Raw genomic sequence first — 18,737 nt, 5'->3', positions numbered from 1 at the left:
TTAGAAGGCGTGGACAATCTCAGACACCAATGCGGCGGTATTCTTGACGTTGAACTTCCGCATCAACCGCGCGCGATGCACCTCTACCGTTCGGTGTGATATATTGAGCGCCTCGCCAATCTCGCGCGAGGTGCGCCCGTTGACCAGATGATGCGCCACCTCGCGTTCCCGTGGGCTGAGGTCGACAGAACGATAGCTCTTGTCAGCGATCTTCTCGAACGACCAGATCATCAGCGAAAACGGATCCTGTGGGGATAGGGTCGCCCCCTTGGCCTGCACCCAGAAGATGGTCTTGTCTGACGCTTGCATAAAGCGTTCGTCTTCATAGTGGGTATCCCCCGTCTCGCGCATACGTGCTTCGCAACGCTCCCCGATCTGGTTGAAATCGGCGGTCGACGGGTAAAGCCGCTGCACTGACCGGTTGATCAGATCAGCCCTCGTGTAGCCGAACAACCGTTCCACCGCCTTGTTGGCCTCGATGATGCGGCGATAGCGCACGATGATCTGCGCCACGGGTGATTCCTGAAACCCGAGGCTGGAGGCTTTTTGCGTGGTAGAAGTATCGATCATCTGCATTTCTACTTAAATCACTACGTAGTGATACGTATCATATTACGTGTTTCTACCAATAGATCGCGGATCGCACATCCGTAAAATGATCCTCATATCAGGGAGGATATTATGACCACCGGAGTTTCCATCGTCGGGAGCGGCCACACGCAATTTGGCCGCCTGCAAGAAAACCTTGAAGAGCTGATCGTCGCCGCAACGCGCGAAGCGGTCGAGGAGTCCGGCATCGATCCCAATGATATCGACGCTGTTTTTCTGGGGCATTTCAACTCTGGCCTGGTGGCGGACGGTTTTGCGTCATCCCTGATCCATCAGGCTTATCCGCAGCTGCGTTTCAAACCCGGGATGCGGGCCGAAAACGCTTGCGCGTCCGGCTTTGCCGCGATCCATGCGGGGATGAACACTATTCGCGCAGGGCAAGCGCGCACGGTGCTTGTCGTTGGCGCGGAAAAGATGACCAGCCGCAGTACCAAAGAGGTCACGCAGGCGCTGGCCGGTGCGGGATACCAGAACGATCCGGCGGAGGCGTCGCTGAGCTTTCCGCAAGTCTTTGGTGTTGCAGCGCGGGACTATGATGCGCGGTATGGCAGCCCGCTGGATGCGATGGCGAAGATCGCGGTGAAGAACCACGCCAATGCCATGTCCAACCCGCTGGCGCATATGCATAAAGAGTTCACCTTCGAACATTGCAGCACCGTGTCCGAGATGAACCCCGAGATCGCGCCGCCGCTACGATTGACCGATTGCTCGCTGGTAACCGATGGTGCCGCTGCCCTGATCCTCACCACCGATGAAAATGCGGCGACCTTCCCTAAATCCGTGGCCATGCGCGCGGCGGAGCATGTGAATGATTTCCTGCCCATGTCGCGCCGCGATTTTCTGGCATTCGAAGGTCCCGAACGCGCGTTCGCGCAGGCGTTCAAAGCGGCCAATGTCACGCTTGAGGATATCGATTTCGCCGAGGTCCACGACTGCTTTACCATCGCAGAGCTGCTGACTTACGAAGCGATGGGACTGGCCCCCAAGGGTCAGGGCGCGCGCGCGTTGGAGGACGGCACGGTCTACCGCGGCGGTGCGTTGCCGGTAAACCTGTCGGGCGGGCTGAAGGCCAAGGGCCACCCCGTAGGCGCGACGGGCGTTTCCATGCATGCGCTGGCCTTCCGTCAGCTGACGAACCAAGCCGGTGATTTGCAGGTCCCCGGTGCCGATCTGGGGCTGCTGTTCAACATGGGCGGCTCTGCTGTGGCCAACTATGTTTCGGTGCTCGAAGCGCGCAAGGTCTGATTACATATGAATATTTCTGAATGGCTGCTTCAGGCCGCACGGGTGTCCCCCGATGCGCCGGCGATCCGCTGCGGGTTGGATCTGCACGCGACCTATGGGCAGTTCGCGGCGCGTAGCGCAGGCATGGCGACCTATCTGTCGGACACTTTAGGCATCCGAAAAGGCGACCGCGTGGCGCTGTTCATGCAGAACTGCCCCGAATATCTGGAGATCCTGCACGCGGTTTTGTGGATGGGCGCGATTGTCGTGCCGATCAATTACAAGCTGCACCCGCGCGAAGCGGCGTGGATCATCGGCGATGCCAAGGCACGTGTTGTCGTGACCGAAACCGGTACGGTATTCGCGAGCAGCGCCCAGCCTGCCGATACCTGTAATGAACTCGGCATCCACGATCCCGCCCTGACAGCTGCGGCACAGACTGGCGCGGCGATCCCGGCCCCTGTCGACACTGGCAAAGACGATGTGGCCTGGCTGTTCTATACCTCTGGCACCACGGGGCGGCCCAAGGGCGTGATGACGACCCATGGCAACCTCATGGCGATGTCACTCGCCTATGCGATGGATGTGGACAGCCCCACCGCGCGCGACAATTCGCTTTATGCGGCGCCTATGTCTCACGGGGCGGGGCTTTATCACTTTCCGATCATCCGCGCAGGGGGCTGCCATGTCATCCCGCGTTCCGGCGGGTTCGATCCGGCCGAGATCGCAGAGCTGGCGCAGGCGCTGGATAACCTCGTGTTTTTCGCCGCCCCCACAATGATCAAACGCCAGATCGCACATGCCCGTGCGTCGGGCTATGACGGTACGGGCATCAAGACGATCATCTATGGCGGTGGTCCGATGTATCTCGCCGATATCGAAGAAGGGTTGGCGGTATTCGGCGCGCGGTTCGTCCAGATTTATGGTCAGGGCGAATGCCCCATGACAATCACCGTACTGCCCCGTGATCTTGTCGCCGACACGGCCCATCCTAACGCAAACGCGCGGCGCGGCTCTGTCGGGTTTGCGCAGGCGGGTGTGCAGGTACGGGTCGTCGACAGCGACATGCGCGCCCTGCCCGCCGGCGACGTTGGCGAGGTCGTCGTATCCGGCGACGCGCTGATGAAAGGCTACTGGGGCAATGAAGAGGCCACCGCTGATACCGTCGTCAACGGCTGGCTGCGCACGGGTGATCTGGGGTCGATGGACGCGGACGGTTTTCTGACGCTCACCGACCGGTCGAAGGATGTGATCATCTCGGGCGGCACCAACATCTATCCACGGGAGGTGGAGGAGACCCTTCTGGCCCATGAAAATGTGTCCGAAGTGTCGGTGATCGGTGTGCCCAGTCCGGAATGGGGCGAGGATGTCGTGGCCTTTGTCGTCGCGACTGGCGATGGCCTCTGCGACGCCCCCCAGCTCGATGCTTGGTGCAAAAGCCGCATGGCCTCGTTCAAGAAGCCGAAAACATACCACTTTGTTCAGGATCTACCCAAGAATAGCTATGGGAAAGTCCTGAAAACCAGCCTGCGTGAACGTATTGCGCAAGAGCTGGAGGGAGAGCATCAGGCCTAAGCCGCGATGCAGAACAACGCGTGTCAGCCTTTGACGCGCAGATCGGGAGAGAGAAACATGAAACGCAGAACATTCCTAAAAACCGGCGCGGCCGCCGCATCGGGTGCCTTTACGCTGGCCGCACCGTCGCTTGCGCTGGCCGCTACATCGCTGAAATTCGACAGCTATGTGTCGGATTCCGCAGGCCCGTCGTGGATCGACCGCTGGTATCTGGACGAGCTGGAAAAACGCACCGAGGGCGAAGTCTCCATCCGCCGCTACTGGTCCGGTTCGCTGAACAAGGTGGGCGAACACCTTGGCGCCGTGCGCGATGGCACCTCCGAGATGACATTGATCTCGCCCGGCTATTACCAGTCAGAGTTGCCCGTCACCCGCGGGCTTGAATGGTATTTCCGCATGAACCGTGCCGACGCGCTGCAAAAGGTCTGCCGCGATGTCTACGACCAATTCGACCCACTGCGCGCTGAATGGGAAGATCGTCACCGGTCGAAAGTGCTGTACTGGACCAACTGGAACTACGCGCCGCTGATCCTGCGCGACCCGATTGATACGTTAGACGGGATCAAGGGCAAACGCATCCGTGCTTACGGTGTCTCTGCCGATGTGGTCGAAGCGCTTGGCGGTACGGCGGTCGCCATGGCCGCACCCGAAGTGTATCAGGCGCTGGAGCGCGGCATTCTCGACGGCGTCTACGGTTTCGATTTCGTGACTGCGATTGCTTATAAACTGCACGAAATCGCGCCTCAGTTCTATGACATTGGCGACGGCCCCCATGCCCCGGCTGCGACGATCATGAACAAGCGGGTTTATGACGGGCTTCCCGACGACGTGCGCAAGATCTCGGACGAGATCGTCGATGACATCTATGGCGGCCAGTTCAGCGCGATCTACGAAGATGTGCTTGCTACCTATGTCAAAACCGCTGAATCAGAAGGCGTCACACTGAACACCGTTTCTGACGAGCAAAAAGCCATGGCCAAGGATTTGGTTCAGCCTGCGCAAGTGAATTCCTGGCTTGAAGATACCGCGAAACCCGCAGGTATCGATGGCGAGGAAATGCAGTCCTTGATCGATGCCGCAATCGAGAAGTACGACGCCGAAGCAACGCTCAAACGCCCTTACGAGATCAGCCAAGCATCGTAATCGGGTATCGCGATCGCATTTTGCGAAGGATTAGATAATGCAAACTATCAACAGTTTACTGAAAATCGTGTCCGATGTGCTTGGTGCGGTCGCCATGCTGTTTCTGGCGTTCCTTGTGTTTGGCACTACGCTCGACGTTTTGGTACGTGCCATCACGGGTAGCCCGATCACCGGCGTTTTTGAGTTTACCGAACTGGCGCTGGTCATGGTCGTGTTTCTTGGCGCGGGATGGGCCCAACGGGACGATGCGCATATCCGCGTCACCGTTCTGACGGAAAAACTCTCCCCCGCCATCCGTGCCCGTATTGTCGCACTGGCGTGGGCGGTAGGTGCCTTGGGTCTGCTGATGCTGGCGATCCCCGCCACGCATGAGGCGATCTATTCCGTCTCTATTCGCGAATACCGCTGGGGCTACGTCAAGATCCCGATCTGGTGGACAAAGGCCAGCATGGCCACGGGCCTGTGGTTCGCGTTCATTCAGATGGCGATCCAATCTATTCAACTTTTTCTCTTCGGGGAGCCTGCACAGAAAAAGCAGGCTTCACCCGACTTTCACTGACGTCAGGAAGCCCCGATGGATCCGTCTTTTGCCCCCTATATCGCCGTCGCGCTGATCATCCTACTGATGGCATTCGGCGCGCCGGTATTTGCCACGCTGGCGCTGTCCGGTGCCGTCGGTATCGTCTTGGTCGAAGATTTCGCGTTTTTGATGACGCGGCTCAAGTCGATCTCATACTCCACCACCGCCGTATATACGCTCACGATCATCCCGCTGTTCATCCTGATGGGCAGTTTCGCGCATCATGCGCAGGTTGGTAAAAAGTTATTCGACGTCGCCAGCCGCTGGGTCGGGCATCTGCCCGGTGGACTGGCCATGGCGGCGATCCTGACCAGCGCGGGGTTTGCGGCCACATCGGGATCAAGTGTGGCCACCGCCGCTACTGTGGGGTCGGTCGCGATACCCGAGATGAAGAAGGCCGGATATGAGGGCAGCCTGTCCGCAGGTGCAGTCGCGGCAGGAGGGGTGTTGGGTGTTCTTATTCCACCAAGCGTCTTGTTGATCTTCTATGCCGCGCTGACGGAAACCTCGGCAGGCAAGATGCTTGTCGCCGGATTCTTGCCGGGGCTGCTGACCGCCATCATGTTCATGGTCGGTATCTATTTCATCGCCCGTCGTGGAGATATGCGCCATGCGGTAACGCCACGCGCCAGCTGGGGCGAGGCCGTCCGCGAAACGGGTAAAGCGTGGCAGGTCATGGTGCTGTTCATCGTCGTGATGGGCGGTATTTATCTGGGCCTCGTCACCCCGACAGAGGCGGGTGCCGTGGGTGCCTTTGTCGCCTTGATCATGCTATTGATGCACCGCCCAAGCTGGTCCGGTATGGCGGGCCGTATTGTTGCGAGCTTCCGGTCGACCATCGACACCACGGTGATGATCATGTTCACCATGATCGGCGCTGCCGTCTTTAGCTATTTTTTGACCCTGATCCAAGTTCCCAACCAATTGGCCGAGGCGGTCGTCGGATCAGGTCTACCGCCGTATTTTATCGTGGCGATGTTGCTTCTAGTCTTTGTCCCTCTGGGTATGTTCCTCGATGCATTCTCGATGATGGTTATCACCATCCCGATCATGTTCCCCACAATACAATCGCTTGGCTTTGATCCGATCTGGTTCGGCATTCTGGCCGTGAAAATGTGCGAGATCGGTCTGATCACACCGCCGGTCGGCCTGAACTGCTATGTCATCGCCGGCATTGATCGCGAAACACCCCTGCCCCAGATTTTCCGAGGTGCGCTCTGGTTTGTCCTGTTGGAGGTTATCACGATCGTAATCCTCTTTGCCTTCCCGATCATCACCACCATTCTGCCGAACTGGATGGGATCCTAAAGCCTTATCCGGCGCGCCTTAGGGGCGCGCCGGCTGACGATTTCACTGCCGCGGTTCGCTGCGCAGACCTTTGTAGATCGTGTAGCACATCACCAACATCAGGATACTGAACGGTATACCTGTGGCGGTGACACCCGCTTGCAGCGCCGACAACCCGCCGCCGATCAGCAGCACGATTGCAATCAGCCCTTCGACCACACACCAGAAGATCCGCTGTGGCACCGGCGCGTCGATCTTGCCGCCTGCTGTGATCGTATCCACCACCAGCGAGCCTGAATCCGACGAGGTCACAAAGAACACCAACGCCAGTACAATCGCGATGGTTGATGCCGTTTTGGTGAATGGCAGCTCGTTCAACATGCCGAACAGGCTCAGCTCGGGTGAATAGCTGTCGATGACGTTGGCTTTGACCAGTGATGTCTCGGGGCTGGTCAGGATCTGGTCGATGGCGATGCCGCCGAACACACCCATCCAGACAAAGATGATCAACGACGGGATCAGCAAGACGCAGATGATGAATTCCCGCACCGTGCGCCCTTTGGACACCCGCGCGATAAACATGCCGACGAAAGGCGCCCAGGATATCCACCACGCCCAATAGAACGCCGTCCATCCCTCGCGGTAGGCGTCATCTGTGCGGCCAAAGGGGTTGGAGAGCGGGATCAGCTCTTGGGTGTAGGCGATCAGGCCGGTCCAGAAACCGCTCAGCCCGATCAATGTCGGCCCTGCGAAAAGGACGAAGAGGAAGAACAGGATGGCGACGCCCATGTTGACTTCGGACAGCACCTTTACCCCGCCGTCCAAACCGCGCCAGACCGATACAAGGGCGACAGCCGTGACCAGAATAATGATGATCACCTGAACATTCGTCGAAATCTCGAGCCCGAAGGCAAAATTGAAGCCGGCATTCGCCTGCTGCGCACCAAGACCCAGCGATGTGGCCAAGCCGAACAGCGTCGCAAAGACCGCCAGAATATCAATGATATGGCCGGACCAACCCCAGATCCGTTCACCCAGGATCGGATAGAAGCACGACCGGATCGAGAACGGCAGACCCTTGTTATAGGTGAACAGCGACAAGGCCAGCGCCATAACAGCGTAGACAGCCCAACCGTGCAGTCCCCAGTGATAGAAGGTCGCCGCCAGCCCCATGGACCGCGCGGCCGCGACATTCTCGGGGACGATTGATCCGTCGGCTGCAATGGGCGACGGCACCCCAAGCGGGCCCGAGACGTTCATGTGATAGACAGGTTCCAGTACACCAAAGAACAGCAGCCCGATCCCCATACCGGCGGCGAAGAGCATCGCGAACCACGCGGGGTAGGAATATTCAGGCACCGCATCATCGCCGCCCAAACGCACCTTGGACATGGGCATAAAGATCAGCGCGATACAAAAGATGACAAAGAAGTTCACGATGATCATGAACATCCAGTCGAGCTTGCTTGTCGCGAAATCGCGCACCGCAAGAAACACCGCGCCTGCCTGATCGGGAAAGATCAGCGTCAGCAGCACAAAGGCCACCGCGGTCACACCAGAGATCACGAAAACGGGGTTATGAATATCAAACCCGATGGGGCCGAGGCTGCCGTCGATATTGTCCTGACCGACCTCGAAATCAGTCTCTATCTCACCGTTTTCTGACGTGGGGTCGGTCATGCTCTCTCCGTCCTTGTGATTAAATACGGGCTGTAAAGTGGGTGGCTGGGCGTCAAATTGCGGGGTCTATAAGTTGAACTAGATCGCCTTGTGGGACTTTCCCGCATATTATTACGTTAACGTTAAAATATATGACCGTCCCCACCGCCAAAGGAGGTCCAACGGATGTGCAACCTCTATGCCAACACCCTGGCCCCTACCCTCATGCAGCAGCTGTTCGCGGTGAGCACCATGAACGACCATCTGGGCAATGCAGAGCCGCATACGGCCATCTTTCCCAAGGGCACCGCCCCTATCGTGGCGCTGGATGAAAATGGCGAACGCGTGCTTTTAAATACCCACTGGGGGTTCGTGCTGCCGCAAGTCTCCAAGAGAACCGGCAAACCGATCCGGCCTAAAGCAGTGAACAATGCGCGGGATGATAAATTGCGCAGCTCGTCCTTTTGGAAAGCGAGTTTTACCGAACGCCGCTGCCTGATCCCCGCGTCGAGCTTTTGCGAGGCCAAGGGGCGCAATCCGGCGACCTATGTCTGGTTCGGCGTGACCGGAGAGGCAGCCCGCCCGCCCTTCGCCCTCGCCGGTATATGGCGCAGTTTTGCGGGCAACTACGGGACAGACTACCGCGAGTTGATCACGTCTTCGATGATCACGACCACACCGAATGCTTTGGTCAAGGACACCCACCCCGACCGGATGCCTGCGATCTTGGACCCTGAGGATTACGAGGCATGGCTTACAGCGCCAGCGGAGGATGCGTTTCGCCTGATTAGACCCTATCCTGCGGAAAATATGGCGATTCATCAACAGGGGGAAGATTTGAAATCCGACCTCGGCGGGCTGTAGTAATTCTTGTCGCTCACCTTTTTTCAGGGCGCAGGGTGTATCCTTTGGCCCAATCGTTAAATGCGTCGTCAAAGCTATCCTGAGACACATGTTCCAACCCCGGCAGTTCCCGCAGTAGAATGTCGAGGTTCTTGCGGTCCTGCTCGGATATCTGCGGATGTGACCGAAGCTGCGCCAGCTTTTGCGGCAGCCGACGCTCCTCGCGCACAGAACTGAAGTAAAGCGCAAAGGGTATCGCCTTGATCTGCGCGACAAGCGTCGCGAACTGCGGCAAGAGAACCCGGCTGAACTGGTCGGCACCTGGCTGGTGGATATCAGACAACGCCAGAATGGCCCGCCCAGCAGAAACAGCTTGGGTCGTGGAATAGACAAAAGAGACCGACAATGTCAGCACAACCATCCCTGAAATTCCTATTAGAGCCGAAACAGCCCCCCATAGCAGGCCACTGCTTTCATAGTTCCCACCGCCCAGAGTGGACAATAAATGCCCCCCGTAAATCGCCTTTTCAACAATGTTCGTCGGCGCGCTTGTCGCCGGCGAGACAACCGATCCTGTCGATCCCGACAAGATGAGTGTCCAGCTGAGGCACATCAAAACGATCCAGGCCGCCCCGATGCTAACCACCACCAATGGTCCGCACGTACGATGCACCCAATCCGGTTTCGGGAAAAACCGAATGCTGTGGAAAGTACCGCGCGCAACGCGTGGAGCAAGTGGACCATTTGCCCCCACCCCAAGCGTCGACATTACAATATCCGCTGTTACGACCAGCAATAAACAGATGCCGAGGATCGCAGATATCATCATCGTGCTCCTTCACTTCGCGGATAGGCTGCCAACCAATAGAGGATGGCAGCCCGATCTGCATCAGACTGCCACATGTTACATCAGTTTACGCAATGAGGTTCACTGCATGTCAAAGTCAGGCGACTGCGCGATCAGGGGTGAGCCCGCCCAGCTTCTGGCTCAGCTGGTGATATTGCTCCGTCAGGAACTGAAGCTCTGGATCGCCCGCTGCATAAGGCTCGATCGCGCGGTCATAGGCCTCCAGCACATTCGCCTCGTATTTACGCACCTGAGCCTTGACCCCATCAGGCCCGTCGATCCCGGCAGAGGTCCAATCAAGCGCGGAATACACTCGCTCCGGCGCTTCCAGTTCGCTCACGTCAGTCCCTGCGTCGGAGAGGTATTTCTCAACCTGTTCGATGTTCGCTTTGCGCATCAAGGTGATCTTGGTCACCAGGTCCTTACCCGCATTATCATCAAGGTCTGTCAAAGCCGTTTCATAAGCCGTCTGGGTGCCGCTCAGCACCCGCCAAAGCTCACTCATCGCGTCATTATTGGTCTGCATACTCACACCTTTTACTATGATTTAACGGAAGCCTCACCGGTGCCGAAGAGACCGGTAAAGAGTTGATATCGTGATCATTATTTCCGAGAAGTTAACACGCGTTGCCGGAGTTGGTTCCGGTGGTTTTTAAAGGGAATGGGGGATTCTTGCCTGAGAATGGGAAGGCGAAGTAATTGTGGCATGTTCCCAAGGGGTCCCGCCTGCCAATATCGGCTCCAAAAGCCATTTCGCAAGATAGCGCACCACCGGAACGGCAACCCCGTCGCCGGTCAGCTGATATGCCTCCGATGCCTTTTCGGGCAGCACATAGCTGTCACGTAACCCCATAAGCCGCGCCGTTTCACGCGGGGATATCAGCCGCGAACGGATTGCCTCGCGCGACACTACAAGTAGCTGCTGACGAGAGGACCCGCCGCCCGGCGTGCGCAAACACCCGGCCAAATCGTCAAAGCGCACCTCAGCCCGCTGGAACTTCTGCCCCTGCTCACTCCGCGTGCGTTTGTATATCGTCCCGATCATCGTGCCCCCTCGCGCCTTGGCGGCGGCCACCTTTTGCAGATGCGTCTCATTCATCATCAACAGCAATTTATTAGTCTTCTGCGGCGTATCCCAATTGTCAGCTGGCAATCCCGTTTCAATCAGATCGGCAAGCTTCAGAACGCACGGCGCAGGTGTTGGCATCGCCCACCAACGCCAGCGTTTTTGCAGCCCCTGCGGCAACCGTTGGTATGCCGTAACAATCGCCGGAGGATGCCAGAGGCTCTGCGGGCCCTTGCTAAGCACGGCATCAGGCGGCGTTATCCCTTTCCGGACCGCAATGATGAACAAGCGCGGACGCGATTGCGGCAGAAAATCCGCAGCATCCATCACCACGGCCCCCAGATCATAGCCCAGCTCCGCGACCGCCTGGCAAAGAGCTGTAAAGTCCGCCCCGCCGTTGGCGCTCAGTGTGCCCAACACATTCTCCAACACGATCAAGGGCGGCGCCCGCCCCTGATCCTTGAGGTCATGCAACAACCCGATCAAAGACCAGAAGCTCCCCGATCGTTGCCCCGCAAGCCCCGCCCCCGTACCGGCGACCGAGAGATCCTGGCAGGGGAAAGACCCCCAAACCAGATCCGGCACATCGGGAAGGTCGGCAGAGGTCAGCGCCGCAATATCCGCCAAAACAAGCGTGTCCCCACCCCAGTTGCGCCGATAGACACGCGCTTTCTGGGGCGAGACATCATTGGCAAAAAGACACCGCCATTGCGCCCCCAACCCCGCCCGCACCATCCCGCCGCCGGCGAAGAATTCATAGAAGGTCATAGGGCCCACCTACGCACCACCTTCTGGCTCAGCCATTTGATCAAGATAATAGCTGTCGCTAAAGGGCGCACCGTAATTTGGGTTATTGATAAAATGATCCCTTTGAATCGAAAGGTAGAAGGCTTTGTATTCATCATGCGGATCCGGCATTTTCACCGTCCCCGGCCGGCCATGGCCGCGATCCAACACCTGCGTTGCCGCGCTCAGCTTTGTGCTTTCGCTCGTGCTGTGACGTGCGAGATCTACCAGCACCTCCAGCATTTCCTCGCAATATTCCTGAGCCCGCACCATCATGTTGAACTCGTCCAACTTGGTGCCTTTTTTTGTGGACCCTTTTGGCCGCCCCGCCCCTTTGCGTTTACCCCCACGGTTGTCCATATTCTTCTCCTGTTTTGATAAAACTTTGATAAACAATCAAAACCGGCGGTCTTGGTCGCGACGGCCGGTCGAGGAGAAGATGCAATGACGCGGGCTTTTGAAAAAAGTGGCTCAATCAGACCGTTTTGGGCGATCCGAATTCCGGCTCTTCGTTCAGAAAGGCGTCGGGGTCTCGCCCAAGGCGATACGCTTTAAAATGGGTGATATCTTTATGAAAGACTTCACCACGCAGCCTGTGTTTCGAGGTTGAAACCATCGCAGCGACCGTTTGCACAAACTGATAGATCCCGCCCACACGATCCACGCGGTTCGTGTCATCCAACTCGTTTGAAAAGCCAAAATCCTTTCCCGCGTCTTCCCAGATGTAGCAGCAGCTCATCACAACCTGGAAACGGCGATTGTCGCTCGCACTCGGAGAATGATCCGGTTTCAACAATGCAGCGGAACCCGGCGTTTGCAATAGACGGGTTAGCTGCTGCTCTAAGTCCTGATCAGCGGTCATCGCTGTGGGCAAGATCTCAGCGTCCGCTTTCGTAATTGCAAAGATATTAGAGAGCCCTGACAGTTCCTCCTTCACGCGTTCAATGCTTTCACTCTTTCGAAGAAGCAGTCGAGCTCGGCGAATATTTTTGTTCGCATGCGCGATCGCCTTAGATTTTGTCACCTGCAACAGATCAACTTCGGAGTCACTATCCAGAGAGTTCCCTACGTAGAAGGATAGCTCCTTTATCAACGGGCGCGGCATTTGAAACTGTTGGCAAAGCACCTCAATCTGTGCGTCCGTAAAGGCTCCATTGCCCCTGTAATCTTTAACAATCCATTCTGCCGACTTTTTGATCCCATCGAAGTGCACATAGACATGCCCTTCCAGTTCATCGCTTTCGTCTGTCATATTCATCCCTCTCGGATTCGCTTGTCACTAATGGAAGCATGAATGGGCAGCGCGCGCACCTAGTGACCCCCCGTATGCCATCCGCGGTCGGATCCAAAATGGTCTAATTAAGCCACTTGGCCGGCGATGGATTGAAACCCCACCGTACCAGCAGCGCCTTTCGGGGCGCAGCGGTTCGGTTTGGTTTACACCCGATGCTCCTCCAAGCTGGATCAAGATATTGCAAAGAGCGACGGCCACGGATTTCTGTTTCCGGCCATCAATACAGAAGAACGTCCGGGGACTACCCCACCCCGCGCCATAAACGGCTCCTTCTAGTCTGGCGCAGATATGCAGACGAAAAACCCACCGGCTGTCATGTGGATATCACCCGCATGTAGATCGGGGACTGCTCTGACCAAAAATCAGAGCGGAGCAGGAGAAAACCCTGCGGGGGAGCGACTGGCCACCGATATAAGGCACTGCATTTGATACGGACGTGCACGAAGGGCCTTCCCCTACAGGATGGGGGGAAGGAACGGGGGCCGGCTATTGTCTAACGGGATGTGTTGGGCGGTAAATGAGGAAAACCCCGGAAAACCTCGTTACAGCCAGCCTGAAAAGTTTGTGAGAACGGGCGAAATTTACTTCACCCGCGAAAGATCCCATAAGTGCTTCTTTGCGGCTGGATCATCAGGGACATCGCGCTGCCGGAGGAGGTTCGCAGGTGTGAAGGATTATTAGCAGGCTGTTCAGCCGCCTGTTGTGACTTCGCCGGTATGCGAGAAGATGTGATCTTTATTCAATACACCGCTCGATACGCCATAGTTTTCAGACAGCTAACCAACAATTAGACGATCTCGCTACTACCTCCCACATCATCTAGCCCCACCCCCAACCGACGGCTGCTTCAAGAATCTGTTGCGCTGGCAGATGTTTCGACGTTAAGTAACGGAAACAAATGCGCTACCGAATAATAGCGTTCCTGAGAGCGAGGGCGATGTGACAGGCACCGTACACATCAATACACGGATCCGCCAGAATGCGGAGACCTTGGCTGCGGCCCTGGAAGGTCACATGCATAAGATCTTTGCGCCCGATGCGCTCAAAGAGCTTCGCCTGTTTTCTGCGGGCGAAGCGGCGGAGCTTTTGGGCATCTCAACCAGCTTCCTGCGCAAGCTACATTTTGATGACAAGGCCCCCGAAGTCCACACCTCGCCCGGGGGACGTAGACACTATTCTGCGGACGATCTGTTGGAACTGCGTCGCGTTCTTGAGGCTAGTGCCAAAAGCCGCGGGGCGTACCAACGCGGGCGCCGTGAAGGGGACAAGCTGCAGGTTTTATCCTTTCTGAACTTCAAGGGTGGTTCGGGCAAAACGACGAGTGCGGTACATGCTGCGCAACGTTTGGCCCTCAAAGGCTACCGCGTTCTTTGTGTCGATATCGACCCGCAAGCGTCTCTAACCACATTGTTTGGCTATCGTCCTGAGTATGATTTCCTAAATTCCGGTACGATTTATGACGCGATCCGGTATGATGATCCGGTCGCGTTAGAAGACGTCATCCAGAAAACCTACTTTACTGGGATTGACCTCGCACCCGGTGGGCTGATGCTGCAAGAGTTCGAGCACGAGACCCCTCAGGCATTGATGAACCACGCGCAGCCGCCGTTCTTCGCACGGTTGGCGACGGCGCTTCGCGATGTCGAACAGAACTACGACGTAGTGATTTTCGATTGCCCGCCGCAGCTCGGCTACCTGACAATGGCAGCGCTTTGCGCATCGACAGGCGTGTTGATTACGGTTGTTCCAAACATGCTTGATGTCGCCTCCATGTCACAGTTCCTTCAAATGAGTGCGGATCTTCTTGACGTCGTCTCGAATGCCGGTGCGAGCATGGAATTCGATTTCATGCGTTTTCTCATTAATAGATACGAACCAAATGACGGGCCGCAACAGCAGGTGCTCGCATTCTTGCGGCAGCTTTTTGACGATGAAGTCATGGTTGCCCCGATGCTAAAATCTACTGCGATCTCTGATGCGGGCCTGACCCACCAGACGATTTACGAGGTCGATCGTGCCCAGTTCCACCGCAATACCTACGACCGTGCGCTCGATTCACTAAATCTGGTTAATGACGAAATTGAATCCATGATTCAGAAAGCATGGGGGCGTTAATGGCACGTAAAGGTATTCTTTCATCCGCGACAAAGGCCCCTGCCCCGTCGCAGGAACGGCCTGCACCGAAACCCTCTACTGCGCCTCGCGGTGCGGTTGGCGCGCTGCAATCCTCGCTGACGCGGCTACAGGAGAACGCGGTTCAGGATCTTGATGCCAACCTGATTGATATGGCGGGTGTCGAAGACCGCTTGGGTATTGATGATGAATCACAGCGAAAGCTTCAAGAAAGCCTGCGGACCTACGGTCAACAGGTGCCTGTACTTGTCCGCCCTCATCCGTCCCAAGCCGGACGGTTCGAGATTGTCTATGGCCGGCGCCGACTGAAGGCGCTGAAAGCGATCGGCGTGAAAGTCAAAGCTATGGTCCGCCATCTGGATGATCATGCTTTGGTGATGGCCCAAGGTCAGGAAAACACCGCGCGGCAGGATCTCTCCTTTGTGGAAAAGGCGAGCTTTGCAGCGCAGCTTGATGCAAGCGGGCATGACCGGCAGACAATCGCGGATGCGCTGACGATCGACCTGCCCATGGTGAGCCGTATGCTCAAGGTCGGGAATGCTTTTGATCTGACCTTCCTGCGCAAGATTGGCTCTGCTCCCGGGATTGGGCGGGATCGCTGGCTGACTTTGGCGAAGCTCGCGCAGGATGCGGATGCGAAATCCCGAGCAGATGACGCCACAACCACCGATACCTTTAGCGATCTGACTTCGGACGAACGTTTCGAAAGTATCTTCAAGGCCGCGAGTAATAAACGATCTCCCAAGGCCCCGGCAACGACCGAAACGCGTACGCTACGAAGCCAAGACGGCAAAGCCTTGGCTGATGTGCGGCGCACACCGCGAGGAGTTTCGCTGAGTATATCCGCCCAAACGGCCGAAGGTTTCGACAAATGGCTCGACACCCATGCCGAAGAGCTGATGAGAGAGATTCACGACCGCTGGCGACAGGCCAAGGCGTGAAGCATTGAGGAAGTAACAACAGGAGGCACAACCGGACCATAAAAAAAGCCCCCCAGGATAAATCCCGGAAGGCCATTCTCAAACTTTGTACCTTCGAGATAGCCCTAAAGATTTACCTCTGTCAACTCCACCCTCTCGGGTGGTGCGGGTATTTTATTGTCTTTCGTGAAAATTTTATGGGAAAAACGTTCCGAAAACTCATCGGGCTTCCAGTAAACGTCCGCGCAGAGAACCCCTGCGGGCCTGATAAATGGCAGCTAATGGATCAGCTCACACAGGCGGCAGAAACATATGAGCTGTCTCACCGGACACTCACTGTGTTGCAGGCGTTGCTGACCTTCCTGCCCAGCCGACACATTCCTACCGGACCCGCGGGCATTGTATTTGCCTCGAACCAACGGTTGTCCGAACGACTGCATGGGATGCCGGAAAGCACCTTGCGCCGTCATCTGGCACAACTGCTGCGCGCTGGTATTGTCAGCCGTCACGACAGCCCCAACCGTAAACGCTTCGCCCGCAACCGTGGCGGAGAGATCACCGCTGCTTTTGGTTTCAATCTGGCACCGATGGTGCATCAAGCCGACGCCATCGGTCATGCAGCGGGTAAAGCACAGGCACGTCAGGAAGAGCTGCTTGCGTTGCGTGATGAAGTTCTCATGTTGCGTGCCGAGCTAATGCGTCAAACAGGGCATGAAACCGAACTTGCAGAGCTCGCCAAATTGTTGCGCCGGAAATCGGACGAGGCTGAGCTTCAGTCAATAGTAGAAAAACTTAAGAACCTGTTGGAAAGTGGTGAAGAAACGGTATTGGTAGCAGAAGAAACGAGCACCGCTTACATCCAAAATGAGCGGCACATACAGGATTCAGATATAATCCATTTTGACTCTGAAGGGCAGGGGGCTCACACTAGTGATACCTTCAAGTGTCAACGAGCTTTAAGCGCTGACAAAGTTCAGGCGGTCTCCCTCAGTCAAGTTCTGACAGCATGCCAAGAACACCAATATTTCTTTCCCGAGAGTTTGCGCACCTGGTCCGATCTGGAGCGTATCTCAGATAAAATCGCGCCAATGCTCGGGATCGACCAACCTGTGATGATTGAGGCAAAACGCATCATGGGTGCAGAAGCCGCTGCGGTCACCGTTCTGTGTATGCTTGAGAAAGCCAATGCCATCCGCAGCCCAGGCGCATACCTTCGTCGGCTGACACAAATGGCGCATGATGGCGCGTTTACACTGCAGCCTATGCTGATGGCTCTTGCCAACCGTCAAATTGTCAGCTGACAATTTGACGGCTTTGTTGCGCAAATCACATCCTGTAGGATTCACTGTATGAATCCAGTATAGTAACAGGCTGCTATGAGCAGCTGGACACCGACGAAGTACAAGACCCGGAACTGGGCGGAGTACAATTTTTCACTCAAACAATGAGGATCGCTATCCATCTGGTTTGATCCAGGGATGACGTGGGAAGCGGTCGGGTCTGGTCGAAGGGGGCGTCAACAAACCTACAGCGACGCTGCTATGCAAGCCTGACTGACCCTTAAAGTCTTGTTCGGCCTGCCGTTGAGGCAGACGACGGGATTTGTGGAAAGCCTACTGAAATTGGTTGGGCTGGATTGGGCGGTGCCGGACTTCAATACATTGTGTCGTCGTCAAAAAACATTGTCTGTCGCTATCCCGTACAAAGGATCAGCAGGTCCTCTGTACCTGCTGATAGACAGCATAGGCATCAAGGCGGAGGGCGAAGGTGAATGGAATGCCCGTAAGCATGGTGGTTCCAAACGCCGCCTATGGCGCAAGATCCGTATAGGGATTGATGAGGAAACGCTGGAGATACGGGCCATTGAGGTAACAAGCAGCAGTGTCGGCGATGCTCCAACGCTGCCTGACCTACTCAATCAGATCCCCCCGGATCAAAACCTCGGGAGTGTCACTGCTGACGGAGCCTAGGACACGCGCAAATGCCATGAGGCGATTGCAGCACGAAATGCCCATGCCGTCATACCGCCGCGTAAGAATGCCAAGCTGTGGAAGCCCGATACGCCCGGGGCCAAAGCACGCAACGAAGCCGTCCAATCCTCAAAGTATCTGGGTCGCGCATTGTGGCGACAGGTGACCGGGTACCACCGCCGCAGCCGCGTCGAAACAAAACCTCTCGGGATCATGCTACGCATAACCCTGTCGGTCAGTGGATGCATTGTGTGAAGTTGCTCGGTCAGCGCCTTTCGGCACGTGACTTCGACCGGCAAGTTGCGGAGATCCAAATTCGTGCCGCGATCCTAAACGACTTCACAGCTCTCGGCATACCCCGTACCGTCCCCGTAGGCTAAATCCGCCTGAGGTAAGGGGAAGTCCAACCTCAGACGGATTTGTGCATGTATGGATGCCCCCGTTGGTGCAAGAGATTTCTGAACGGTTTGAGTGTGTGATCGGATGCGGTCATGTATCAGGCCTCTCGTTGCAGCGGTTGATACAGCCGCGGGCCGGTATGGCGATGCGCGAACCAAAGGCAGATCAACAAATCGAGCTCATGGGCTCCTGCACAAAGACTGCTTTGTCTGGTCCGGATCTTTCCGATCATTTTCCCTTACTGTTCATCGATCTCGTCACACGCTCAAGTCCCGGGTTTTGATGTCTGTCGCATTGCGCTCATGCCATCGTTGCCGGGGTTCGGTAGTCCACTTGCTTCGTCACCATGGCCCACAGACCGCGGGCCATCTTATTCGCCAGTGCCACGGCAACAAGCATACG

Annotated in this window: 16 protein-coding genes and 1 pseudogene; 10 read left to right on the top strand and 7 right to left on the bottom strand. The window is 56.6% G+C overall.

The window, feature by feature from the left end; all coding sequences use genetic code 11:
• Complete coding sequence (locus tag BLQ98_RS15525; RefSeq protein WP_235183679.1) at positions 1-570, bottom strand: PAS and helix-turn-helix domain-containing protein; 570 nt, start codon at positions 568-570, stop codon at positions 1-3.
• Between the two features lie 111 nt (positions 571-681).
• Here BLQ98_RS15525 and BLQ98_RS15520 point away from each other — a divergent pair, with 111 nt between their 5' ends.
• From BLQ98_RS15520 to BLQ98_RS15500, 5 genes are read left to right on the top strand one after another with little or no spacing between them, the layout of a single operon-like run.
• Positions 682-1,854 carry an acetyl-CoA acetyltransferase gene (locus BLQ98_RS15520; RefSeq protein ID WP_093734169.1) on the top strand — a complete coding sequence of 391 codons (1,173 nt, stop codon included), beginning with the start codon at positions 682-684 and terminating at the stop codon, positions 1,852-1,854.
• Positions 1,855-1,860: 6 nt separating this feature from the next.
• On the top strand, positions 1,861-3,408 hold the full coding sequence (locus tag BLQ98_RS15515) for a class I adenylate-forming enzyme family protein (protein ID WP_093734168.1): 1,548 nt from the start codon (positions 1,861-1,863) through the stop codon (positions 3,406-3,408).
• Between the two features lie 57 nt (positions 3,409-3,465).
• Positions 3,466-4,551, top strand: coding sequence for a C4-dicarboxylate TRAP transporter substrate-binding protein (locus BLQ98_RS15510; protein WP_093734167.1), 1,086 nt, complete (start codon positions 3,466-3,468; stop codon positions 4,549-4,551).
• 37 nt (positions 4,552-4,588) lie between these two features.
• The gene (locus BLQ98_RS15505) at positions 4,589-5,110 is read left to right on the top strand and encodes a TRAP transporter small permease (protein ID WP_093734166.1); all 522 of its coding nucleotides are present in this window, start codon (positions 4,589-4,591) and stop codon (positions 5,108-5,110) included.
• A 15-nt stretch (positions 5,111-5,125) separates the two neighbouring features.
• Positions 5,126-6,439: a TRAP transporter large permease gene (locus BLQ98_RS15500; RefSeq protein WP_093734165.1), complete on the top strand. Its 1,314-nt coding sequence runs from the start codon at positions 5,126-5,128 to the stop codon at positions 6,437-6,439.
• Positions 6,440-6,481: 42 nt separating this feature from the next.
• Here BLQ98_RS15500 and BLQ98_RS15495 read toward each other — a convergent pair whose 3' ends face one another.
• Positions 6,482-8,098, bottom strand: a complete 1,617-nt coding sequence (locus BLQ98_RS15495; RefSeq protein WP_093734164.1) for a BCCT family transporter — start codon at positions 8,096-8,098, stop codon at positions 6,482-6,484.
• Positions 8,099-8,263: 165 nt separating this feature from the next.
• Between BLQ98_RS15495 and BLQ98_RS15490 the strand changes: the two genes are divergently transcribed.
• Positions 8,264-8,941, top strand: a complete 678-nt coding sequence (locus BLQ98_RS15490) for an SOS response-associated peptidase (protein ID WP_093734163.1) — start codon at positions 8,264-8,266, stop codon at positions 8,939-8,941.
• 13 nt (positions 8,942-8,954) lie between these two features.
• On the opposite strand, the gene BLQ98_RS15485 is transcribed toward BLQ98_RS15490, so the two are convergent.
• From BLQ98_RS15485 to BLQ98_RS15465, 5 genes are all read right to left on the bottom strand, one after another.
• Positions 8,955-9,749, bottom strand: coding sequence for a hypothetical protein (locus BLQ98_RS15485; protein WP_244148456.1), 795 nt, complete (start codon positions 9,747-9,749; stop codon positions 8,955-8,957).
• Between the two features lie 115 nt (positions 9,750-9,864).
• Positions 9,865-10,293: a hypothetical protein gene (locus BLQ98_RS15480; RefSeq protein WP_093734161.1), complete on the bottom strand. Its 429-nt coding sequence runs from the start codon at positions 10,291-10,293 to the stop codon at positions 9,865-9,867.
• A 126-nt stretch (positions 10,294-10,419) separates the two neighbouring features.
• A complete protein-coding gene (locus tag BLQ98_RS15475) occupies positions 10,420-11,601 on the bottom strand; it encodes a DNA cytosine methyltransferase (protein ID WP_093734160.1) in 1,182 nt (393 codons plus the stop codon).
• Between the two features lie 9 nt (positions 11,602-11,610).
• Positions 11,611-11,979: a hypothetical protein gene (locus BLQ98_RS15470; protein WP_093734159.1), complete on the bottom strand. Its 369-nt coding sequence runs from the start codon at positions 11,977-11,979 to the stop codon at positions 11,611-11,613.
• A 115-nt stretch (positions 11,980-12,094) separates the two neighbouring features.
• A complete protein-coding gene (locus BLQ98_RS15465; RefSeq protein ID WP_093734158.1) occupies positions 12,095-12,871 on the bottom strand; it encodes a hypothetical protein in 777 nt (258 codons plus the stop codon).
• Between the two features lie 981 nt (positions 12,872-13,852).
• Here BLQ98_RS15465 and repA point away from each other — a divergent pair.
• The 4 genes and pseudogenes from repA (at position 13,853) to BLQ98_RS15445 (ending at position 18,316) form a co-directional block, all read left to right on the top strand.
• Complete coding sequence (repA, locus tag BLQ98_RS15460) at positions 13,853-15,028, top strand: plasmid partitioning protein RepA (protein WP_093734157.1); 1,176 nt, start codon at positions 13,853-13,855, stop codon at positions 15,026-15,028.
• Positions 15,028-15,987: a plasmid partitioning protein RepB gene (gene repB, locus BLQ98_RS15455; protein ID WP_093734156.1), complete on the top strand. Its 960-nt coding sequence runs from the start codon at positions 15,028-15,030 to the stop codon at positions 15,985-15,987. The genes repA and repB overlap by 1 nt, the downstream gene beginning before the upstream one ends.
• 260 nt (positions 15,988-16,247) lie before the next feature.
• Positions 16,248-17,267 carry a plasmid replication protein RepC gene (gene repC, locus BLQ98_RS15450; RefSeq protein WP_244148455.1) on the top strand — a complete coding sequence of 340 codons (1,020 nt, stop codon included), beginning with the start codon at positions 16,248-16,250 and terminating at the stop codon, positions 17,265-17,267.
• A gap of 75 nt (positions 17,268-17,342) precedes the next feature.
• A pseudogene (locus tag BLQ98_RS15445) lies at positions 17,343-18,316 on the top strand (IS5 family transposase).
• Positions 18,317-18,737: the final 421 nt, after the last annotated feature.

The organism is Sulfitobacter litoralis (genome assembly GCF_900103185.1).
Lineage (GTDB): Bacteria > Pseudomonadota > Alphaproteobacteria > Rhodobacterales > Rhodobacteraceae > Sulfitobacter > Sulfitobacter litoralis.
This window is presented reverse-complemented; position numbering and strand designations above follow the sequence as displayed.

Coding starts and splice junctions, on each gene's coding strand:
- BLQ98_RS15505 (WP_093734166.1), top strand. CDS start 4,589: ATGCAAACTATCAACAGTTTACTGAAAATCGTGTCCGATGTGCTTGGT.
- repC (WP_244148455.1), top strand. CDS start 16,248: ATGGATCAGCTCACACAGGCGGCAGAAACATATGAGCTGTCTCACCGG.
- BLQ98_RS15515 (WP_093734168.1), top strand. CDS start 1,861: ATGAATATTTCTGAATGGCTGCTTCAGGCCGCACGGGTGTCCCCCGAT.
- BLQ98_RS15470 (WP_093734159.1), bottom strand. CDS start 11,979: ATGGACAACCGTGGGGGTAAACGCAAAGGGGCGGGGCGGCCAAAAGGG.
- BLQ98_RS15500 (WP_093734165.1), top strand. CDS start 5,126: ATGGATCCGTCTTTTGCCCCCTATATCGCCGTCGCGCTGATCATCCTA.
- BLQ98_RS15520 (WP_093734169.1), top strand. CDS start 682: ATGACCACCGGAGTTTCCATCGTCGGGAGCGGCCACACGCAATTTGGC.
- BLQ98_RS15510 (WP_093734167.1), top strand. CDS start 3,466: ATGAAACGCAGAACATTCCTAAAAACCGGCGCGGCCGCCGCATCGGGT.
- BLQ98_RS15485 (WP_244148456.1), bottom strand. CDS start 9,749: ATGATGATATCTGCGATCCTCGGCATCTGTTTATTGCTGGTCGTAACA.
- BLQ98_RS15525 (WP_235183679.1), bottom strand. CDS start 570: ATGATCGATACTTCTACCACGCAAAAAGCCTCCAGCCTCGGGTTTCAG.
- BLQ98_RS15490 (WP_093734163.1), top strand. CDS start 8,264: ATGTGCAACCTCTATGCCAACACCCTGGCCCCTACCCTCATGCAGCAG.
- BLQ98_RS15475 (WP_093734160.1), bottom strand. CDS start 11,601: ATGACCTTCTATGAATTCTTCGCCGGCGGCGGGATGGTGCGGGCGGGG.
- repB (WP_093734156.1), top strand. CDS start 15,028: ATGGCACGTAAAGGTATTCTTTCATCCGCGACAAAGGCCCCTGCCCCG.
- BLQ98_RS15495 (WP_093734164.1), bottom strand. CDS start 8,098: ATGACCGACCCCACGTCAGAAAACGGTGAGATAGAGACTGATTTCGAG.
- BLQ98_RS15480 (WP_093734161.1), bottom strand. CDS start 10,293: ATGCAGACCAATAATGACGCGATGAGTGAGCTTTGGCGGGTGCTGAGC.
- BLQ98_RS15465 (WP_093734158.1), bottom strand. CDS start 12,871: ATGACAGACGAAAGCGATGAACTGGAAGGGCATGTCTATGTGCACTTC.